This is a genomic window from Bacillus sp. EB106-04-04-XG123 (assembly GCF_058791855.1).
This window is the reverse complement of sequence record NZ_JBYTDZ010000003.1, coordinates 288296-307246: the sequence shown is the minus strand read 5'-3', so window position 1 is coordinate 307246 and position 18951 is coordinate 288296. Positions and strand designations below refer to the sequence as shown.

The 18951-nt window shown below is 41.2% G+C and carries 22 protein-coding genes; 19 read left to right on the top strand and 3 right to left on the bottom strand.

The window, feature by feature from the left end:
* The first annotated feature begins 32 nt into the window (after positions 1–32).
* From AC3WTB_RS12070 to AC3WTB_RS12045, 6 genes are all read left to right on the top strand, one after another.
* A complete protein-coding gene (locus AC3WTB_RS12070; RefSeq protein ID WP_492333767.1) occupies positions 33–470 on the top strand; it encodes a BrxA/BrxB family bacilliredoxin in 438 nt (145 codons plus the stop codon).
* A gap of 195 nt (positions 471–665) precedes the next feature.
* The gene (locus tag AC3WTB_RS12065; protein WP_041086095.1) at positions 666–1430 is read left to right on the top strand and encodes a transporter substrate-binding domain-containing protein; all 765 of its coding nucleotides are present in this window, start codon (positions 666–668) and stop codon (positions 1428–1430) included.
* Between the two features lie 114 nt (positions 1431–1544).
* A complete protein-coding gene (gene artQ / locus AC3WTB_RS12060) occupies positions 1545–2201 on the top strand; it encodes an arginine ABC transporter permease ArtQ (RefSeq protein ID WP_041086093.1) in 657 nt (218 codons plus the stop codon).
* On the top strand, positions 2194–2916 hold the full coding sequence (gene artM / locus AC3WTB_RS12055) for an arginine ABC transporter ATP-binding protein ArtM (RefSeq protein ID WP_034280282.1): 723 nt from the start codon (positions 2194–2196) through the stop codon (positions 2914–2916). Before artQ ends, artM begins: the two co-directional genes overlap by 8 nt.
* 120 nt (positions 2917–3036) lie before the next feature.
* Positions 3037–3990: an aromatic acid exporter family protein gene (locus AC3WTB_RS12050; protein WP_024422917.1), complete on the top strand. Its 954-nt coding sequence runs from the start codon at positions 3037–3039 to the stop codon at positions 3988–3990.
* A 52-nt stretch (positions 3991–4042) separates the two neighbouring features.
* A complete protein-coding gene (locus AC3WTB_RS12045) occupies positions 4043–4552 on the top strand; it encodes a L,D-transpeptidase (RefSeq protein WP_041106809.1) in 510 nt (169 codons plus the stop codon).
* A 38-nt stretch (positions 4553–4590) separates the two neighbouring features.
* Here AC3WTB_RS12045 and prli42 read toward each other — a convergent pair whose 3' ends face one another.
* A complete protein-coding gene (gene prli42, locus AC3WTB_RS12040; protein WP_149126490.1) occupies positions 4591–4683 on the bottom strand; it encodes a stressosome-associated protein Prli42 in 93 nt (30 codons plus the stop codon).
* A gap of 101 nt (positions 4684–4784) precedes the next feature.
* Here prli42 and mce point away from each other — a divergent pair, with 101 nt between their 5' ends.
* From mce to AC3WTB_RS12020, 4 genes are read left to right on the top strand one after another with little or no spacing between them, the layout of a single operon-like run.
* Positions 4785–5207 carry a methylmalonyl-CoA epimerase gene (mce, locus tag AC3WTB_RS12035; RefSeq protein ID WP_107163385.1) on the top strand — a complete coding sequence of 141 codons (423 nt, stop codon included), beginning with the start codon at positions 4785–4787 and terminating at the stop codon, positions 5205–5207.
* Positions 5200–6663 (top strand): acyl-CoA carboxylase subunit beta, encoded by a 1464-nt coding sequence (locus tag AC3WTB_RS12030; protein ID WP_372556057.1) that lies wholly within the window; start codon positions 5200–5202, stop codon positions 6661–6663. Before mce ends, AC3WTB_RS12030 begins: the two co-directional genes overlap by 8 nt.
* 16 nt (positions 6664–6679) lie before the next feature.
* A complete protein-coding gene (locus AC3WTB_RS12025) occupies positions 6680–7801 on the top strand; it encodes a M20/M25/M40 family metallo-hydrolase (protein ID WP_058838011.1) in 1122 nt (373 codons plus the stop codon).
* A 14-nt stretch (positions 7802–7815) separates the two neighbouring features.
* Positions 7816–8280, top strand: coding sequence for a chemotaxis protein CheW (locus AC3WTB_RS12020; RefSeq protein ID WP_039179788.1), 465 nt, complete (start codon positions 7816–7818; stop codon positions 8278–8280).
* A 36-nt stretch (positions 8281–8316) separates the two neighbouring features.
* Here AC3WTB_RS12020 and AC3WTB_RS12015 read toward each other — a convergent pair whose 3' ends face one another.
* Together AC3WTB_RS12015 and AC3WTB_RS12010 are read right to left on the bottom strand one after the other, a co-directional pair.
* Positions 8317–9135, bottom strand: coding sequence for a membrane protein insertase YidC (locus AC3WTB_RS12015; protein WP_039179784.1), 819 nt, complete (start codon positions 9133–9135; stop codon positions 8317–8319).
* Between the two features lie 28 nt (positions 9136–9163).
* Positions 9164–9445: a hypothetical protein gene (locus tag AC3WTB_RS12010; RefSeq protein WP_039179781.1), complete on the bottom strand. Its 282-nt coding sequence runs from the start codon at positions 9443–9445 to the stop codon at positions 9164–9166.
* A gap of 180 nt (positions 9446–9625) precedes the next feature.
* Here AC3WTB_RS12010 and AC3WTB_RS12005 point away from each other — a divergent pair, with 180 nt between their 5' ends.
* The 9 genes from AC3WTB_RS12005 to AC3WTB_RS11965 all read left to right on the top strand — a co-directional run bounded on the left by AC3WTB_RS12005 (position 9626) and on the right by AC3WTB_RS11965 (position 18792).
* The gene (locus AC3WTB_RS12005; RefSeq protein WP_126681615.1) at positions 9626–10618 is read left to right on the top strand and encodes a carbon-nitrogen hydrolase family protein; all 993 of its coding nucleotides are present in this window, start codon (positions 9626–9628) and stop codon (positions 10616–10618) included.
* Positions 10619–10732: 114 nt separating this feature from the next.
* Entirely contained in the window at positions 10733–11977 is a 1245-nt protein-coding gene (locus AC3WTB_RS12000) for a DNA polymerase IV (protein ID WP_039179779.1), read from the top strand.
* Positions 11978–12075: 98 nt separating this feature from the next.
* Entirely contained in the window at positions 12076–13485 is a 1410-nt protein-coding gene (gene gnd / locus AC3WTB_RS11995) for an NADP-dependent phosphogluconate dehydrogenase (RefSeq protein ID WP_041086071.1), read from the top strand.
* A gap of 114 nt (positions 13486–13599) precedes the next feature.
* Positions 13600–14448: a GRP family sugar transporter gene (locus AC3WTB_RS11990; protein ID WP_186319801.1), complete on the top strand. Its 849-nt coding sequence runs from the start codon at positions 13600–13602 to the stop codon at positions 14446–14448.
* A 12-nt stretch (positions 14449–14460) separates the two neighbouring features.
* Positions 14461–15246, top strand: coding sequence for a glucose 1-dehydrogenase (locus AC3WTB_RS11985; protein ID WP_039179773.1), 786 nt, complete (start codon positions 14461–14463; stop codon positions 15244–15246).
* A 136-nt stretch (positions 15247–15382) separates the two neighbouring features.
* The gene (locus AC3WTB_RS11980; protein WP_041086064.1) at positions 15383–15694 is read left to right on the top strand and encodes a PTS sugar transporter subunit IIB; all 312 of its coding nucleotides are present in this window, start codon (positions 15383–15385) and stop codon (positions 15692–15694) included.
* 3 nt (positions 15695–15697) lie between these two features.
* Positions 15698–16030 carry a PTS sugar transporter subunit IIA gene (locus tag AC3WTB_RS11975; protein ID WP_039179767.1) on the top strand — a complete coding sequence of 111 codons (333 nt, stop codon included), beginning with the start codon at positions 15698–15700 and terminating at the stop codon, positions 16028–16030.
* Positions 16031–16055: 25 nt separating this feature from the next.
* Complete coding sequence (gene celB / locus AC3WTB_RS11970; RefSeq protein ID WP_039179764.1) at positions 16056–17402, top strand: PTS cellobiose transporter subunit IIC; 1347 nt, start codon at positions 16056–16058, stop codon at positions 17400–17402.
* Positions 17386–18792, top strand: coding sequence for a glycoside hydrolase family 1 protein (locus AC3WTB_RS11965; protein ID WP_058838006.1), 1407 nt, complete (start codon positions 17386–17388; stop codon positions 18790–18792). The genes celB and AC3WTB_RS11965 overlap by 17 nt, the downstream gene beginning before the upstream one ends.
* Positions 18793–18951 lie beyond the last annotated feature (159 nt).

Sequence of the window (18951 nt, the reverse complement as noted above, 5' to 3'; positions counted from 1 at the left end):
ATGGTTATGGTACGCTAAAGGAGTGGACGGACATGAATATTGATTTTAATTTATTTATGAATGATATTGTAAAACAAGCGAGAGAAGAAATTAAGCAGGCAGGCTACACTGAGCTCACGTCAGCTGTAGAAGTAGACGAAGCACTGACTAAAAAAGGAACGGCACTTGTCATGGTGAATTCAGTATGCGGCTGTGCAGGCGGTATTGCAAGACCAGCTGCCGGCTATTCTGTTCATTACGATAAGCGTCCAGATCAATTGCTGACAGTGTTTGCTGGGCAGGACAAAGAGGCAACAGCAAGAGCTCGTGAATACTTTGAAGGCTTCCCGCCATCTTCACCATCCTTTGCCTTATTAAAAGATGGAAAAATCATCAAAATGGTCGAGCGTCATGAAATTGAAGGGCACGAGCCAATGGAAGTCGTGTCAAAACTACAAGCTGCTTTTGATGAGCATTGCGAAGAAATCTAACATATGACTTTTGAATGAATAAATATAAAGCAGTCCGGTCTTTAGATCGGTCTGCTTTTTGTTTTATAAGACAATAGAATCAAAATAATTTTAGCAAAATACTATTGCATCTTAAAAAGAAAGTGTTTAAAATACATTATAGTGAATAAATATTCAAATCAATACATGATTTTAAATACTGGGAGGCATCATCATATGAAAAAGTGGTTATTATTACTTATGACAGCTGGTCTTGCAGCTGCACTCGCAGCATGCGGAACTTCTTCTAATAATTCAAACGCATCAGGAGATGACAAGACACTCGTGATGGCGACATCAGCAGATTATCCGCCATTTGAATCAAAAGACGGAGATAAAATTGTCGGTTTTGATGTAGATCTTGCAACAGCACTAGCGAAAAAGAACGGCTACAAGCTAGAAATTCAAGATATGGACTTTGCTAGCCTTGTATCAGCCCTTAAAACAAACAAAGCTGATATTGTCCTTGCAGGAATGACACCTACAGAAAAACGTAAAAAGCAAGTTGATTTCTCTGATGTTTATTACAATGCTAAAAACTTGGTTGTATCAAAGAAATCTAGCGGTATTAAAGCAGAGAAAGATTTAAAAGACAAAACAGTCGGCGTTCAATTAGGTTCTATTCAACAAGATGAAGCAAATGGATTGCAAAAGAAATATAACCTTACAGTTGAAGACCGTAATAAAATTTCTGATATCATTCAAGAGATTAAAGCAGGCCGTTTTGATGCAGCAATTATTGAAGATAAAGTAGCTGCTGGTTACTTGAAAAAGGAAAAAGACTTCCAAGCATTTGGATTGAACAGCTCAAACGAAGGTTCAGCCATTGCATTCAAGAAAAATAGCGACTTAACAGCGAAGTTTAATAAATCATTAAATGAAATGAAAGATAATGGTGAACTTGATAAATTAATTAAAAAATGGTTTGCTGATGAAAAGTAAGTCAGGAAAAGGATCAGCGTCATTCAAGAAAATCAAGTAGAAAAGCGCTGAAAAGTTCAACTCGTGTTGAACTTTTTTCCTGTTTTGTATGAAGGCAAAAAAAAGGAGAATGTCATGTTTGATTTTAAAGATGTAATACCTCAGATGCCCTTTATTCTAGAAGGGCTTAAGGTCACGCTTTCTATTGTAGTGGTATCCCTTTTCCTTGGATTTATCTTAGGAATTTTATTAACTCTTTGTAAAATTAGTGTGTTTAAACCGCTCATTTGGCTTGCAGACTTTTATACGTCAATTTTCCGAGGCACACCGCTTGTGCTTCAATTACTCATTATTTATTTTGGTCTGCCTCAGCTTCTTGGGTTCCAAATCGATCAATACTGGGCTGCTGTAGCGGCATTTTCACTTAACTCGGCGGCTTACGTATCTGAAATTATTCGTGCGGGTATTAATGCCATTGATAAAGGTCAAAAAGAAGCAGCCGTTGCTTTAGGCATCCCTTATGCTAAAATGATGAAGGACTTATTGCTTCCGCAGGCGTTTAAAAATATTTCACCTGCACTTGTGAATGAAACGATTACACTGACAAAAGAATCAGCGATTGTAACAGTCATCGGACTGGGTGATGTCATGAGACGAGCCTATCAAGCTGGGGCCGTCACGTATAATTATCTTGAACCGCTTATTTTTGCGGGTCTTATCTATTATGTCATCGTGCTCGTTCTCACCTTTGTCGGCAAATCGGTGGAAAGGAAGTTAAAATCAAATGATTAAAATAGAGAAACTCACAAAATCTTTTGGTAAAAACGAAGTTTTAAAGGGGATCGACACGACCATTAAAGAAGGGGAAGTTGTTGCCGTTATTGGACCATCTGGTTCAGGAAAATCGACCTTCCTCCGCTGCATCAACTTACTTGAAAAGCCGACTTCTGGTGTCATTACGATTAAGGACACCGAGATTACCAATCCAAAAACGAATGCACTAAAAGTGCGTGAGAACATCGGAATGGTATTTCAGCATTTCCATCTGTTCCCGCATAAAACCGTGCTGGAAAATATCACGTATGCGCCAATGAATGTGAAGAATCAATCGAAGGAAGACAGCATCAAGCAAGCTGAAGATCTGCTCAAAAAGGTAGGGCTTTTAGAGAAAAAAGATGATTTCCCGAACCGTTTGTCCGGCGGTCAAAAGCAGCGTGTGGCGATTGCACGTGCGCTTGCAATGACACCAGACATTATGCTGTTTGACGAACCAACGTCTGCCCTAGATCCAGAAATGGTCAAGGAAGTATTAGAGGTCATGAAAGAGCTGGCTCAATCTGGAATGACACTCGTCATCGTCACACATGAAATGGGCTTTGCAAAAGAAGTGGCTGACCGTGTGATCTTTATGGATGACGGGAAAATTGTAGAGGATGCAAACCCTGTACAATTTTTTGAATCACCATCTTCACAGCGTGCGCAAGACTTCTTACAAAAAATATTATAAAGAAAAAAGGGAAGGAGACTTAACATCTCCTTCTTTTTTTGATTATAATGGGGAAAGTAAAAAAAGTTCATCATTTCACAAAAGTGAATGGAAACAAGACAGAAAAGAGTGAATCACATCATGTTTAAAATCGGCTACCGAACGCTGAAAACAGCATTAGGAACAGCGATCGCTATTTATATTGCACAATTGCTTGGCTTGCAAAATTATTCAGCTGCCGGGATTATTACGATCCTGTGTATTCAGGTGACAAAGAAAAGATCCCTCTTAGCATCGGGAGCCCGCTTTGCAGCATGCAGTCTTGCTATTTTATTTTCTTATTTATTTTTCGATCTGATCGGGTATCATCCTTTTGTGATCGGTTTGATGCTGCTTGTCTTTATTCCAACAACGGTTCTGCTTCGAATTAAAGAAGGGATTGTCACGAGTTCAGTCATCATTCTCCATTTATACATGTCTGGCGGGATTACCCTGCATCTCATTTGGAATGAACTGCTGCTGATTACCATTGGTGTTGGGGTAGCGCTGATTATGAACCTCTATATGCCTAGTGTTGATAAAAAGCTCAAACGCTACAGCGAACAGATTGAAGCCAACTTTGCTAAAATTTTTGAGGAAATCGAGCAATACTTAATGACAGGGAAGCAAGACTGGACAGGAAAAGAAATACCAGAGACACATCAATTGATTAAAGAAGCAAAAGCTCTCGCATATCGTGATGTTGAAAACCATGTATTAAGACATGAAAACCTGTACTATCATTATTTCAACATGAGACAAAAGCAATTTGAAATCATTGAGCGTGTGCTGCCCAAAATTACGTCGATTTCCGTCACAACGGAGCATGGACAAATCATTGCAGAATACATTAGAGACTTACGCGAACATATTCACCCAGGGAACACAGCGCATAAGTTTTTAAGACGTCTCATTGATATGAAAGAAGAATTCGACGCACTTCCGCTCCCGCAAACACGAGAAGAATTTGAGGCAAGAGCGGCACTCTTTCATTTCCTCGGTGAAATGGAACAATATTTAGTACTGAAAAGCTATTTTAAAGGGATGAAAGAATAGAGACGCATGAGTTCCTCCTTCATTGGTCAATCTAATGAAAAAGGAGGAGCCTATGCGTCTTTTATTTTATACCGTACTGACCATGTCCCTTTCACCTATCTGGCCGCTTGGCCAAAACCCGCTGCCAGGTGACCCATTTGTCATTATTAATAAACAAACAAATGAACTTGCCTTTATTGATCAAGGGAAAATTCAAAAAGTATATCCTGCCTCTACAGGAAAAACAGCAGATTTGACGCCAGAAGGTGAATTTACCATTATGATCAAAGCGAAAGATCCCTATTACAGAAGAAAAAATATTGAAGGCGGTGCGAAGAATAATCCTCTTGGACGAAGATGGATTGGATTTGATGCACGAGGAACAGATGGCAGAACCTATGGAATTCATGGAACAAGTGATGAAACTTCGATTGGGAAATTTATCACGGCAGGCTGTGTGAGACTTCATAATCAAGATGTAGAGCTACTGTTTGATCAGCTTCCAATTGGAACAAAGGTATGGATTACAAAATCAAGTGCTTCCTTTGAAACGCTTGCCAAAGACAAACAGGCCATTCGTTGATATCCCGAATCACCTGCTTGTCTGCTCTTATTCAATCCTTATAAAAAGGCTGCTGCTCCTGCTAAAAGTGAAGAAACTAACAGCAGGCTAATCATAAGCAATACCATAAATTTCATGAATTTTTGAGACATATCGCACCCCTATAACCGAAGATTTTTGCGACAAGCGCAGTTGTCTTTATTTTATCTGGTTTTTTCATATGCGACAAGTGATCAGCAAAGGAAGTGAACGGATGACACAAATCGATCATATTGCCATTGCCGTCTTTTCTATTAAAGAAACATCTCAAACGCTTCATCAGCTATTTAATTGGCACTTTTCAGACATACAAGAGATTCCTGAGCAGGAGATTAAAGCGTCCTTCACTTCACTTGATGATCTGCACATTGAATTAATTGAGCCAATCTCAGCCCGCAGTAAACTACATAATTTCTTAACAAAAAGAGGAGAGGGGCTTCATCATATTGCGCTAAAGTCGGGTGACATTCAGGCTGATCTTAGCCGTCTCGATCACCTTGGCGTGCAGCTTCTCCAAAAAACAGCACAGATGGGCGCCAGCGGAAAGCAAATTGCATTTATTTCACCTAAAGAAACGTCAGGTGTGTTATTTGAATTGTGCGAGTCCTTGAAAGGAGAGAAACATAGTGATGAATGAATCGTTCAATGACTTGTCTGAATGGCGGAAGAAAGCGTTAATGGGTGGCGGCGAAAAACGAGCAGCGGTTCACAAGAACAAAGGAAAGCTGACGGCTCGAGAGCGGCTTCATGAACTTCTTGACGAGGGCAGCTTGATGGAAATTCAGTCATTTGCAACAGGCGATCTGTCAGAGCATGTTGGAGACGGTGTCGTCATTGGAACGGGACTCATTCATGGAAAACCAGTATGTGTTTATGCACAAGATGCAACAGTATATGGGGGCTCATTAGGCGAAATGCATGCGAAGAAAATTGCCGCTTTAATGGATCTGGCCGCTAAAAATCAGATGCCGGTCATCGGTCTAAAAGACTCAGGTGGTGCGAGAATTCAAGAGGGTGTGGTATCATTAGAAGGATACGGACAGATTTTTAAACGGAATGTGCTGTACTCTGGTCGAATCCCGCAAATATCTGTTATTTTAGGTTCATGTGCTGGAGGTGCAGTCTATTCTCCTGCATTGACTGATTTTGTCTTCATGACAGAGCAAACAGCTCATATGTTTTTAACTGGTCCGAAAGTAATAGAAAAAGCAACAGGAGAAACGGTCTGTCCTGACCGTCTTGGCGGTGCAAGTGTTCAGCATCAGACAAGCGGGAATGTGCACTATACTGGGAAAGATGAGAAAGACGTGTTAAAAGCGGTTCGAACTCTTTTAACGTACATACAAACGAAACAACAGGCTGTCACACGCGCTGGGGTACGAAAGCACGATTCCGCCGATCCAGGCAGAATTCTGCCAAAGAATCCATCACGCACCTATGATGTCAAACAAGTGGTGACAGCGATAACCGATCCAGACTCATTCTTTGAAACGCAGCCTTGTTTCTCAAAAAATATTGTCACAGGTTTTGCCAGATTACAAGGAGCCTCCATTGGTGTTGTTGCCAATCAGCCAAAGGTGCTGGCAGGCAGCCTTGATCTTGACGCTGCCGATAAAGCGGCCAGGTTTATTCGATTTTGTGATGCGTTTCATATTCCGATCTTAACCCTTGTGGACGTTCCTGGTTTTTTACCAGGGGAGAAAGCTGAGCATGCAGGAATTATCCGCCACGGTGCAAAGCTTTTATATGCGTATGCTGAAGCAACCGTTCCCAAAATCACTGTGATTTTAAGAAAGGCGTTTGGCGGTGCTTATGTCGCGATGAATAGCAAGGGCTTAGGCGCTGACTTTGTTTATGCATGGCCAGAGGCCGAAATTGATGTCATGGGGAAAACGTTCGCAGACGAAATTGTTCATCCTGCTTCGCGCGAGTCTGAAAACAAACCAAGTGTATGGAAAGCGGCCCAGGCAGGTCTGATAGACGATATTTTTATGCCAGCTGAAACGAGAGAGCGATTGATCCGCTCATTTGATTTGCTTCGCAGTAAGGAAGAAGATAGACCGTTAAAAAAGCATGGCAACATGCCGCTATAAGAGGAGGAGCATCATCATGATCAATGAAAAACGCTTACTAGACGAATTTTTAGAATTAGTTCAGGTTGATTCAGAAACAAAACACGAAGAGAAAATTGTTGAAGTATTAAAAGAAAAATTCTCGCAGCTTGGTCTTAAAGTGGTTGAAGACGATTCAAAAGCAGCAACAGGCCACGGTGCAGGCAACCTTGTCTGCACATTAGAAGGGAATCAAGAGGCAGATACGATTTATTTCACTTCTCATATGGATACAGTTGTGCCGGGAAATGGCGTAAAACCAGTCATTGAGGACGGCTATGTGAAAACAGATGGAACAACCATTCTTGGTGCTGACGATAAAACAGGACTTGCTGCTATGTTTGAAGCGATCCGTGTGCTGAAAGAGAAAAATTTAAAGCACGGGAAGATTGAATTTGTGATCACAGCAGGCGAGGAATCAGGACTTGTTGGAGCAAAAGCGTTAGACCCAAATTTGATGACAGCGAAATACGGCTATGCCCTTGATTCAGATGGCAAGGTTGGTACGATTATCGTAGCTGCACCAACACAGGCAAAAGTACGCGCAACGATTTACGGAAAAACCGCTCACGCAGGTGTCGCGCCTGAAAAAGGTGTGTCTGCGATTACCATTGCATCAAAAGCAATTGCCAGCATGCCACTTGGCCGCATCGATGAAGAAACAACAGCGAATATCGGCCGTTTTGAAGGCGGAACACAAACGAATATTGTGTGCGATCAAGTCGATATTTTGGCGGAAGCACGCTCTTTAGAACCAGCAAAAATGGAAGCTCAAGTAGCGAAGATGAAAGAAGCCTTTGAAAAAACCGCTAAAGAAATGGGCGGAAGTGCCGATGTACAAATTGACATCATGTATCCAGGCTTCAAATTCTCACACGGCGATCAAGTCGTAGAAGTGGCGAAAAAAGCGGCAGCAAAAATTGGCCGTCCTTCAGAACTGCAGACGAGCGGCGGAGGCAGTGATGCAAACGTCATTGCAGGCAACGGCGTCCCAACTGTCAACCTAGCTGTTGGATATGAAGATATTCATACGAAAAATGAGAAAATGCCGATTGAAGAATTAGTCAAAACAGCTGAAATGGTTCTCGCCATTATCGAAGAAACGACAAATCCATCGTAAAGGCAGGAGACTCTGTGAGCGCGCAAAAGATTATTATTTTTCAGGTGGGGCAAGAGGAGTTTGGCATCAGTGTAGAGCATATTCGTTCGATTGAAAAGGTCCCTTACTTACAAGAAGTATCGAACCTTCCAAAAGAAATTAAAGGGCTGATGTCATTAAGAGGAGAGGTCATTCCTGTCAGTGACACAGGTGTGATGCTTCACGGAAAGCCTCTTGATGTAAACGAGCAGTCAAAGGTACTGCTATTTGAAGTAAACGATCAAATGATTGGCTGTCTTGTCTCAGATGCAAAAGATATTATCGATATCGAGCAAAGCGAGATCAAGCCATTTCATATGAACACGAAGGCCTCTGAATATTTCTTCGGCGTTGTTGAGAGAGAAAACAAAATGATTTTACAAGTGGACCCAAATAAGTTCCTTGGGAAAATTGAGGACCTCGATCAATTGCCAGACCGGTTGAAAGAAGAATTGGCATAATGAAAAGCCCCTTATCTTTAGATAAGGGGTTTATTTTTATTCAGCAGCTGGTTTGGCTTGTTCGTTAGCCGCAGCTTTCGTTTTTGATTTTTGGTACATGACATTTAAAATAATCGTTTGAATCGTGAGTAGTAGTCCGCTTGTCATCCAGTATAAAGGAAGAGCAGCGGGTGCATTAATTGAAAGAAACAGCATCATGATTGGGAAAATCATGCCCATTACTTTCGCCTGCTTCAGCGCAGCCTCTGTCTGGGTGCCTGATTGCTTCGCATATTTTTGCGTGACATAAAATTGTAAGAAATACATAGCCCCTGCAAAAATCGCCACCAATAAATCGGTTTGTCCTAAGTTAAACCATAAGAACGTATGAGTTGCGATCTCAGGTGTTGAGCGGATTGCTGAGTAAAAGCCAAGAACAATTGGAATTTGAATCAGCATCGGCAGACAGCCCATGGCAAGCGGATTCACATTGTTCTCTTTATATACTTTCATCATTTCCATTTGCAGTTCTTTTTGTTTTTCAGGTTCTTTCGTTTTCTTCAATTTGTTTTGTATTTGGTCAATCTGAGGCTTCACCAATGCCATTTTTTCCTGCATGACTCTTTGCTTCTTAAATTGATTCGCAAAAAGTGGGAAAATCAGCAGGCGGACAATCAAGGTGACGAACATAATCGATAAACCATAATCATCATGAAAGAAGTTCGCAAGCCAAATGATCAGCTCAGAAAAAGGCTGAACAAAATAATGATGGAAAAACCCATCAGAGCTCGTATTCGTTTGCGCACTCGCTGCAAATGCAGGTGACGCAATCATCATCAAACATAAAGTCGTAAAAACAGTCAATAAACGTTTCAATTCGTTTCCTCCTCATGATTAAAAAAATTTAATTAGCGAGAGGAAGCGAATGGTCTTCATCATCATTAGATGATCTTTTCATTCGAATGACTTTACTAATCCAAGTTGTAATGCGATCATATATGATAAACAGAAAGTCTGTTCGATTCAAGCAAGATGCGTCCAACTCTTCCAAACGATGCCCACCAAGGTGTTCGTTCATACGGCAGTCTTTTAGTAAAAAAGCAATGCCGATGGCCGTCAGCGCTGGAAGAATAATCGTAAAGAATTCAACAAGGAAAAAGACTTCATTGAATGTATCAATAATCATGATTATCACATCCATTTCATTACTCACAGTGTACTATACACATGGTTAAATGTCTAACAGAACCGCGTGTTTTCTCCATTAAATAAAATCCCTTATTCTGTATAAAATAGTAAATGTCATCCAAACTTCATATTTCCTATCCTATAATGAGGGGGATGAAAAGAAATGGAGGTTTTGAATATGACAAGTATTTACCCAAAGTTTCGAGCAGCTGCGGTACAAGCAGCACCGGTCTACTTAAATTTGGAAGCAACCGTTGAGAAATCATGCGACCTGATTGACGAGGCAGCTTCAAATGGTGCAAAGCTTGTGGCATTCCCAGAAGCATTTTTACCTGGTTACCCTTGGTTTGCTTTTATTGGTCATCCAGAATATACAAGAAAGTTCTATCATGAATTATATAAAAATGCAGTTGAAATCCCTAGCTTAGCCATTCAAAAACTCAGTGAAGCAGCAAAAAGAAATGAAACGTACGTTTGTATATCATGTAGTGAAAAAGATGGCGGCTCTCTCTATTTAGCTCAGCTTTGGTTTAATCCAAATGGGGATTTAATAGGAAAACATCGGAAAATGAGAGCTTCTGTAGCAGAAAGACTCATTTGGGGGGATGGAAGTGGCAGTATGATGCCAGTGTTTCAAACTGAAATTGGAAACCTGGGCGGATTGATGTGCTGGGAGCATCAAGTCCCGCTAGATCTTATGGCGATGAATGCCCAAAATGAGCAGGTACATGTAGCCTCTTGGCCAGGTTATTTTGATGATGAAATATCAAGCAGATATTATGCCATCGCGACACAGACATTTGTGCTGATGACATCATCTATATATACGGAAGAAATGAAAGAGATGATTTGTTTAACGCAGGAGCAAAGAGATTACTTTGAAACATTTAAGAGCGGGCATACGTGCATTTACGGGCCGGATGGGGAGCCGATCAGTGATATGGTTCCAGCTGAAACAGAGGGAATTGCTTACGCTGACATTGATGTAGAAAGAGTCATTGATTACAAGTATTATATTGATCCGGCTGGACACTACTCCAATCAAAGTTTGAGTATGAATTTTAATCAACAGCCTACTCCGGTTGTGAAACAATTATATCCTCAAAAAAATGAAGTATTCACATATGAGGACATTCAATATCAACATGGTATACTTGAAGAAAAAGTGTAAATGAACGTGAAACCTTCTCTTTTTTAGAGAAGGTTTTTTTGAGGAAAGATGAAATAAATCAATGTATAATCAAAAATAGTTGATCAAAATTCAGGTAGACAAGAAAATGGGGTTATGCCAATGTCAAATATTATTTTTCATATAGACATGAATGCTTTTTATGCCAATGTAGAAATGGCGTATGATCCTTCTTTGCGAGGGAAACCTTTAGCCATCAGCGGAAATGCAAAAGAGCGTAAAGGGATTGTTGTGACGTGCAGCTACGAGGCGAGAGCATTAGGTGTGAAGCCCCCGATGCCCTTGTGGGAGGCGAAGCGGCTATGTCCGGGACTCATTGTCCGCACACCGAACTTTGACCGGTACCGCAGCTCCTCACAAGAGATGTTTACAATACTAAGAGAATACAGTGATTTAGTCGAACCTGTATCGATTGATGAGGGCTACATTGATTTAACGCATACGCCATATGCCGAACATGCGGTAAAAACGGCTCATGATATTCAAACAAGGCTAGTAGAGGAGCTGATGCTTCCTTCAAGTATCGGCATTGCACCGAATAAATTTTTAGCGAAAATGGCGTCTAATTGGAAAAAGCCAATGGGAATCACCATATTGCGTAAACGAGATGTTCCGAACATGCTTTGGCCGCTACCTGCTGGTGACATGCACGGGGTTGGACAAAAAACGGCAGATAAATTGAAAACCATCGGAATTCATACTATAGAAGACTTAGCGAAAGCGAATGAGTATACGCTAAAAGAATTGCTTGGCATTAATGGACCGAGATTAAAGCAAAAGGCGAATGGTGAACATGACGGCATCGTGGACCCAGAAAGAATATACGAATTTAAATCCGTCGGCAATTCATCCACTCTGCCTCATGATTCGGATGATTCAGATGAACTTGTCACGTTAATTGATAAGCTGTCACAATCTGTGAGTGCAAGGTTAAAGAGAAAAGAAGTGATGGCGAATCGGCTGCTCATCATGATTCGGTATGCAAGCTGGAAAAATATCACGCGAAGTATCATGCTCACAAATCCAACGGATCGAAAGGAAGACATATTTGAAGCGGCAAAACAGTTATTCCTGAAACATTGGAATGATCAGCCAGTGAGGCTCTTAGGTGTAACGGGGACAGACCTAGTCGAACGAAAAGCAGCCGTTAAACAGCTTGATTTATTTTCATATACAGAAGATGCAAAAGAAGAGCCCCTCCAAACCATTTTAGATGGACTGAAAGAAAAATATGGAAAACCATTGGTGCAAAGAGGGATCACCATTAAGGAAAAAGAGAGTAAAACAAGCGGGACAAGTTTTAATAAAGATTTTTTTCAGGACGAAAGAGGAAATGACTAGCCTGAAAACTTGATAAAAGAGGTGATGTTGTGGTAATTTCAAAGGGTACATCATTTCAGCAGTAATCAATATAGTGTGTTAGAAGGGACGTCAGAATTATGTCAAAACAACAAATCGGTGTGGTTGGACTAGCCGTTATGGGGAAAAACCTTGCCCTCAATATTGAAAGCCGCGGTTTCTCCGTATCCGTTTATAACAGATCTAGCAGCAAAACAGAAGAGTTTCTTCAAGAAGCAGAAGGAAAAAACGTTGTTGGCACATACAGCATCGAAGAATTTGTTCAGTCGCTTGAAACACCGCGTAAAATTCTTTTAATGGTAAAAGCTGGTGCAGCAACAGATGCAACCATTCAATCATTACTTCCTCACCTAGAGAAAGGTGACATTTTAATTGATGGTGGAAATACATATTACAAGGATACACAAAGACGTAATCAAGAGCTTGCAGAAAGTGGCATTCACTTTATTGGTACAGGTGTTTCCGGCGGTGAAGAAGGCGCGCTAAAAGGTCCTTCCATCATGCCAGGCGGTCAAAAAGAAGCGCATGAGCTAGTGAAACCAATTTTAGAAGCGATCTCTGCGAAAGTAGATGGCGAGCCTTGTACAACGTATATCGGCCCAGATGGAGCAGGACATTATGTCAAAATGGTTCATAACGGTATCGAGTACGGAGATATGCAATTGATCTCTGAATCATACTTTATCTTGAAGCATGTTGCTGGATTGTCAGCAGGGGAGCTTCATGAAGTATTCTCAGAGTGGAATAAAGGCGAGCTTGACAGCTATTTAATCGAAATTACAGCTGACATTTTCACAAAAGTGGATGAAGAAACAAACCAGCCGCTTGTGGATGTGATCTTAGATAAAGCTGGTCAAAAAGGAACTGGAAAATGGACAAGCAAAAGCTCACTTGATCTAGGTGTCCCGCTTCCAATCATTACTGAATCTGTTTTTGCGCGCTACATTTCAGCTATGAAAGATGAGCGTGTGGAAGCAAGTCAATTGATCCAAGGTCCTGAGCCTGCGCAATCAGCTGAGAATAAACAAGAGCTGATCGAAGCGGTTAGAAAAGCCCTATTCATGAGTAAAATCTGTTCTTACGCACAAGGCTTTGCGCAAATGAAAGCAGCGTCTGATGAATATAACTGGGATTTAAAATACGGTGAAATTGCGATGATCTTCCGTGGTGGATGTATCATTCGTGCAGCCTTCTTACAACAAATTAAAGAAGCATATGACCGTAATCCTGAACTGAAAAACTTATTGCTTGATCCATACTTTAAGGATATTGCTCAAAACTATCAATCATCACTTCGTAAAGTCATTTCACTTGCAGTGGAACAAGGAGTTCCTGTTCCTTCATTCTCAAGTGCACTTGCTTACTTTGATAGCTATCGCACAGCTGTCCTTCCAGCGAATTTAATTCAAGCACAGCGTGACTATTTCGGTGCACATACGTATGAGCGCACAGATAAAGAAGGCGTATTCCATACTGAATGGATGAAATAAACAGAACGACTGAAAAACCTTACCTTTGGTAAGGTTTTTTTGTTTGCATCTTTTCGGCTAAAAATGAGAAAAAGAGGGATGCTATGTAAAAAAGACAAGAAAGTAGGGATAGAAGTGGGCATCTTATATGCACTTCTCCCAGCGATATTTTGGGGAAGTATTGTTCTCATCAGTGTCAAACTAGGCGGAAATGCGTATCAGCAAACTCTCGGCATTACGCTCGGCGCGTTTTTATTTTCGATTGTAGCTTTTTTCATCAAAATGCCAGAGCTGACACCGCTTATATTTGCGGTTTCCGTCATTTCAGGCATCTTTTGGAGTATTGGACAAATGAATCAGCTTTCAAGTGTCGCTTTTCTTGGCGTGTCTAAAGCGGTTCCTTTATCAACGGGCATGCAGCTTGTGAGCACGACCCTATTTGGCGTCATGGTCTTCAAAGAATGGCAGACAATGACGGTCATACTCATTGGTTCCTGCGCCATTTTACTGATCATTGCAGGTGTTGTCATGACATCGCTCGGTCAAAAAAAGAATGGCGGCGAGAATGGCAGAGGCAATTTTAAAAAAGGGATCATTATTCTACTCATATCCACCGTCGGCTACGTCGGATATGTTGTCATTTTAAGATGGTTTGATATTGATGGCTGGTCTGCACTCGTCCCGCAATCTGTCGGCATGCTGCTTTCATCCTTAGCGATTAGTTTAAAGCAGGATCCATTTAGTAAATATACGTTTAGAAATATCATTTCCGGTCTTGTTTGGTCAACAGGAAATCTTGGGCTTCTTTTGGCCATTCCATTAATTGGCGTAGCCGTAAGCTTTTCAATGTCACAAACAGGGATTGTCATCTCAACACTAGGCGGCATTTACTTATTAAAAGAGAAAGCGTCTAGAACAAGCTTTGTCATTGCAGGCTGCTTGATGATTATTGCAGGCGGTGTGCTGCTAGGCTTTACAAAATAGGAGGTAACACGAATGTATCCAGATTTAGAAGGAAAAACAGTTCTGATTACAGGCGCAGGTACAGGAATTGGCCAAGCGATGGCACGCCGATTTGGACAAGAAAAAGCCAATGTGGTGATCAATTACTTCTCTGATAAAGAAAATCCGGATGACACCATTGCAGAAATTCAAAAACATGGCGGACAGGCTGTGAAAATCAAAGGAGATGTATCAAAGGAAGAGGATATGCAAGCAATGATTAATAAAGCTGTTGATACATTCGGCAGCCTTGATGTGATGATCAATAACGCAGGCATTGAAAATGAAGTGCCTTCCACCGAAATGACGCTGGATAATTGGAACAAAGTGATGTCTACCAATTTAACAGGTATGTTTCTAGGATGCCGTGATGCACTAAAGTATATGACGGATCATGGGATAGAAGGCTCGATCATTAATATGTCGTCTGTTCATCAGCAAATTCCTTGGCCTCATTTTGTCCATTATGCAGCTAGTAAAGGAGGCGCCAAGCTTTTGACAGAAACATTGGCGCTTGAATATGCCCCTAAAAAAATCCGTGTAAACAGTATTGCACCAGGCGCCATTGATACCCCGATTAATGCGGAGAAATTCGATGATCCAGCCTTGAAAAAAGGCGTGATTGAGCTGATTCCAATTGGCTATATTGGAAAGCCGGAAGAAGTGGCAGCATGCGCTGTCTGGCTGGCATCAAAAGAAGCAAGCTATGTTACGGGCCTAACGTTATATGTAGACGGCGGCATGACAAAGTATCCTGGGTTCCAGGCAGGAAAAGGATAATATAAAAAAAGAGCGTACAATACGCTCTTTTTTTATATTAAATACAGACAAATAAAATTAAATGTCTAGACATTTAAAAATAAAAATATATAATATTAATTGGAAGCGCTTTTATTACAACGATGGGGTGAGAGAAATGAAACGTATTTTATTAGCATGCAGTTCAGGAATGTCTACGAGTTTACTAGTGACAAAGATGAAAGCACATGCCGATTCAATTGGGGACGAAGCAGAAATTTGGGCAGTTGGGCAAGATCAAGCGAGAAAAGAAATGGCGAATGCGGATGTTGTGTTAATCGGACCGCAAATGAGCTTTTTAAAAGGAGACCTTCAAAAAGAAGCAAAAAAATACGGGATTGAGGTAGAGGTCATTGATATGCAGGCATACGGGCTTGCCGATGGACAAAAAGCGTATGAACAGGCACTTACACTGATGGGGGAATCTTAAAGGATGGAAAAGAAAACACTCGAAGGGCTCACGGAGGAACAAGTCAGCTTTCAATTGATCTTACACAGCGGGAATGCACGCAGCAAATTGCTCGAGGCTCTTAAACAATATCGAGAAGGTCTAGAAGAAAAGGCTTTTGGTCTCATGAAAGAAGCGGAAGAAGATTTACGGCATGCACATGACATCCATTTTCAACTCGTGCAGAAGGAGGCAGGAGGAGAAACAACATCCTTTTCCTTACTGCTCATGCACGCCGAAGATCACTTAATGTCGACCATTACCATCAAGGAGCTTGTGGGAGAGCTCCTGCCGATATTCCAATCGCTGAAACAATAAAGGGTGTAAACAAGGGGGGAAACCAATGTTTGATAAAATAAGTGCCATTTTGGTTCCGATTGCTGGGAGATTGAACAACAACCGCTATTTAGGCGTATTAAGGGATGCCTTTATGCTTGCGTTCCCGCTCACCATCTTTGGTTCCATTATGGTTGTGCTGATGAATTTGCCATTTTTAGATAAAATCATGAGTAAAACCGTACTGGAAGGCGTCCAGTCTGCACTGAATATCGCACCGAGTGCGACCATCAGCATTATGAGTGTGTTTGTTGTATTTGGGATTGGCTACTATTTATCAAAAAGCTATGATGTAGAAGCTGTCTTTGGCGGCGTGATTGCTTTAGCCTCTTTCTTGCTTCTAACTCCGTTTTTACTAGAACAAGAAGGCGGTGCAACGATTGCAGGCGTCATCCCAGTCGATCGTTTAGGTGCTAAGGGGATGTTCTTAGGAATGATCACAGGCTTTTTATCTGCTGAAATTTATCGTTATTTTGTCCAGAAGAAATTTGTGATCAATATGCCGCAAGGGGTTCCGCCAGCTGTTTCCAAGTCTTTTGCTGCACTGATCCCGGCTACTTTGACACTTACAACCTTTTTATTAATTAATATCATCATTACACAAGGCTTCAAAACAAATATGCATGATCTGATTTATCATGCAATTCAGGCGCCACTTGTCGGTCTTGGAAGCGGTATCATTCCGACGTTAATCGCTGTTTTCTTTATACAAATTCTTTGGTTCTTTGGGCTTCACGGCCAAATTATTATCAACTCTGTCATGGATCCGATTTGGAATACATTATCCATTCAAAACCTAGAGAGCTATACAAAAACAGGTGAGGTTCCTAATATCATCAGCAAGCAGTTTATTGAAATCTATACGGTTGGAATGGGTGGAACCGGTATGACGCTTGCTGTTGTGTTTACCATTTTAATTTTCCTGAAAAGTAAGCAATTAAAACAAGTAGCCAAGCTAGGCTTAGGACCAGGCTTATTTAACGTCAATGAACCGATTATCTTCGGTTTACCAATTGTCATGAATCCGCTTATTCTGATTCCGTGGATTTTGGCGCCAATGGTCATTACATGTATTACTTATTTTGCGATGGCATCAGGCATTGTACCGCCGCCTACAGGCGTGAATATCCCGTGGACAGTACCGATCTTTATTAGCGGAATGATGGCGACAAATTCACTAGCTGGCGGTCTGCTTCAGTTGTTTAACCTGATGATTGTGTTTGTCATTTGGTTCCCGTTCCTGAAATTTATAGACCGGATGAATGTGAAAAATGAAAAAATAACGACAACAGAAAATACGAAGGCAGCAAACATCAAAGGTGAAGGAGACTCAATACATGTCGATGGAAACTAACAAGCAATCATATACATTTCCAGAAGGTTTCTGGTGGGGATCTTCTGCTTCTGCGACGCAAACGGAAGGGAGCGTCCCTGGTGATGGAAAGGGACCGAACATTTGGGATCATTGGTTTGAACAAGAGCCGACTCGTTTTTTTGATGGCGTAGGGCCGAACGTGACATCTCAATTTTATCGAAAATATAAAGAAGATATCCGTCTAATGAAAGAAATTGGCCACAATTCATTTCGGCTGTCGATTTCATGGTCACGCCTTTTACCTGAAGGAACAGGTGCCGTCAATGAAGAAGCGGTGTCCTTTTATAATGATGTAATCAATGAACTGATTGCACATGATATCGAGCCATTTGTGAACCTATACCATTTCGATATGCCAATGGCGCTGCAGGAGAAAGGCGGCTGGGTGAACAGACAGGTGGTCGACGATTATGTCAGCTATGCGACATTATGCTTCCAATTATTTGGTGACCGGGTGAAAAAATGGTTTACCCATAACGAACCGATTGTACCTGTAGAAGGCGGATATATGTATAGCTTTCATTATCCAAACGAAGTCGATTTCCAAAAGGCTGTGCAGGTCGGTTTTCATGAACTTTTATCAAATGCGAAGGCGATTGCGGCTTATAAAGAGATGCAGCAAGACGGTAAGATTGGCATCATCTTAAACCTGACCCCTTCGTATCCGCGAAGCCAGAATCCGCGCGATGTAGAAGCAGCTGAGATGGCCGATGCTTTCTTTAACCGCTCCTTCTTAGATCCTGCGGTGAAAGGACATTTCCCGGAAAAACTAGTAGAAGTCTTAAAGAAAGAAGGCTTTATGCCAAGTATGGAAGAAGGGGACCTTGAGCTGATTCAAGAGAATACGATTGATCTTCTAGGCATCAACTATTATCAGCCAAGAAGAGTGAAAGCGAAAGAGCATATGCCGCATCCTCAAGCACCATTCATGCCGAACCATTATTTTGATTCTTTTGAAATGCCGGGAAGAAAAATGAATGTGTATCGAGGCTGGGAAATCTATGAAAAGGGCATTTACGATATATTGAAAAAAGTGCAGACAGACTATGATAATATCGAATGCTTTATTTCTGAAAATGGTATGGGTGTCGAAGGAGAAGAGCGGTTTAAGGATGAAGAAGGAATGATTCATGACGATTACCGTATTGACTTTATATCTGAGCATCTCAAATGGGTGCATCAAGCCATTCAAGAAGGAAGCAATGTGAAAGGTTATCATCTGTGGACATTTATGGACAACTGGTCCTGGTCGAATGCATATAAAAATCGTTATGGATTTGTCTCAGTTGATCTTCAAAAAGACGGGAAACGAACGATTAAGAAGAGTGGATACTGGTTTCAATCAGTTTCAAAGAATAACGGTTTTTAATCAAAATACTTGCTCTTTCCTTGAAAAGGGCAAGTATTTTTCTTATGTGACGGTAAGTGGATGAAACAAAAATGGCTGGCATCTTTTAAGCTCACATCCCTTAGTGTAGAATGAGAAGAAGGCTAAAAAACGCCATATTCCTTCTTGAAATAAGGCGCT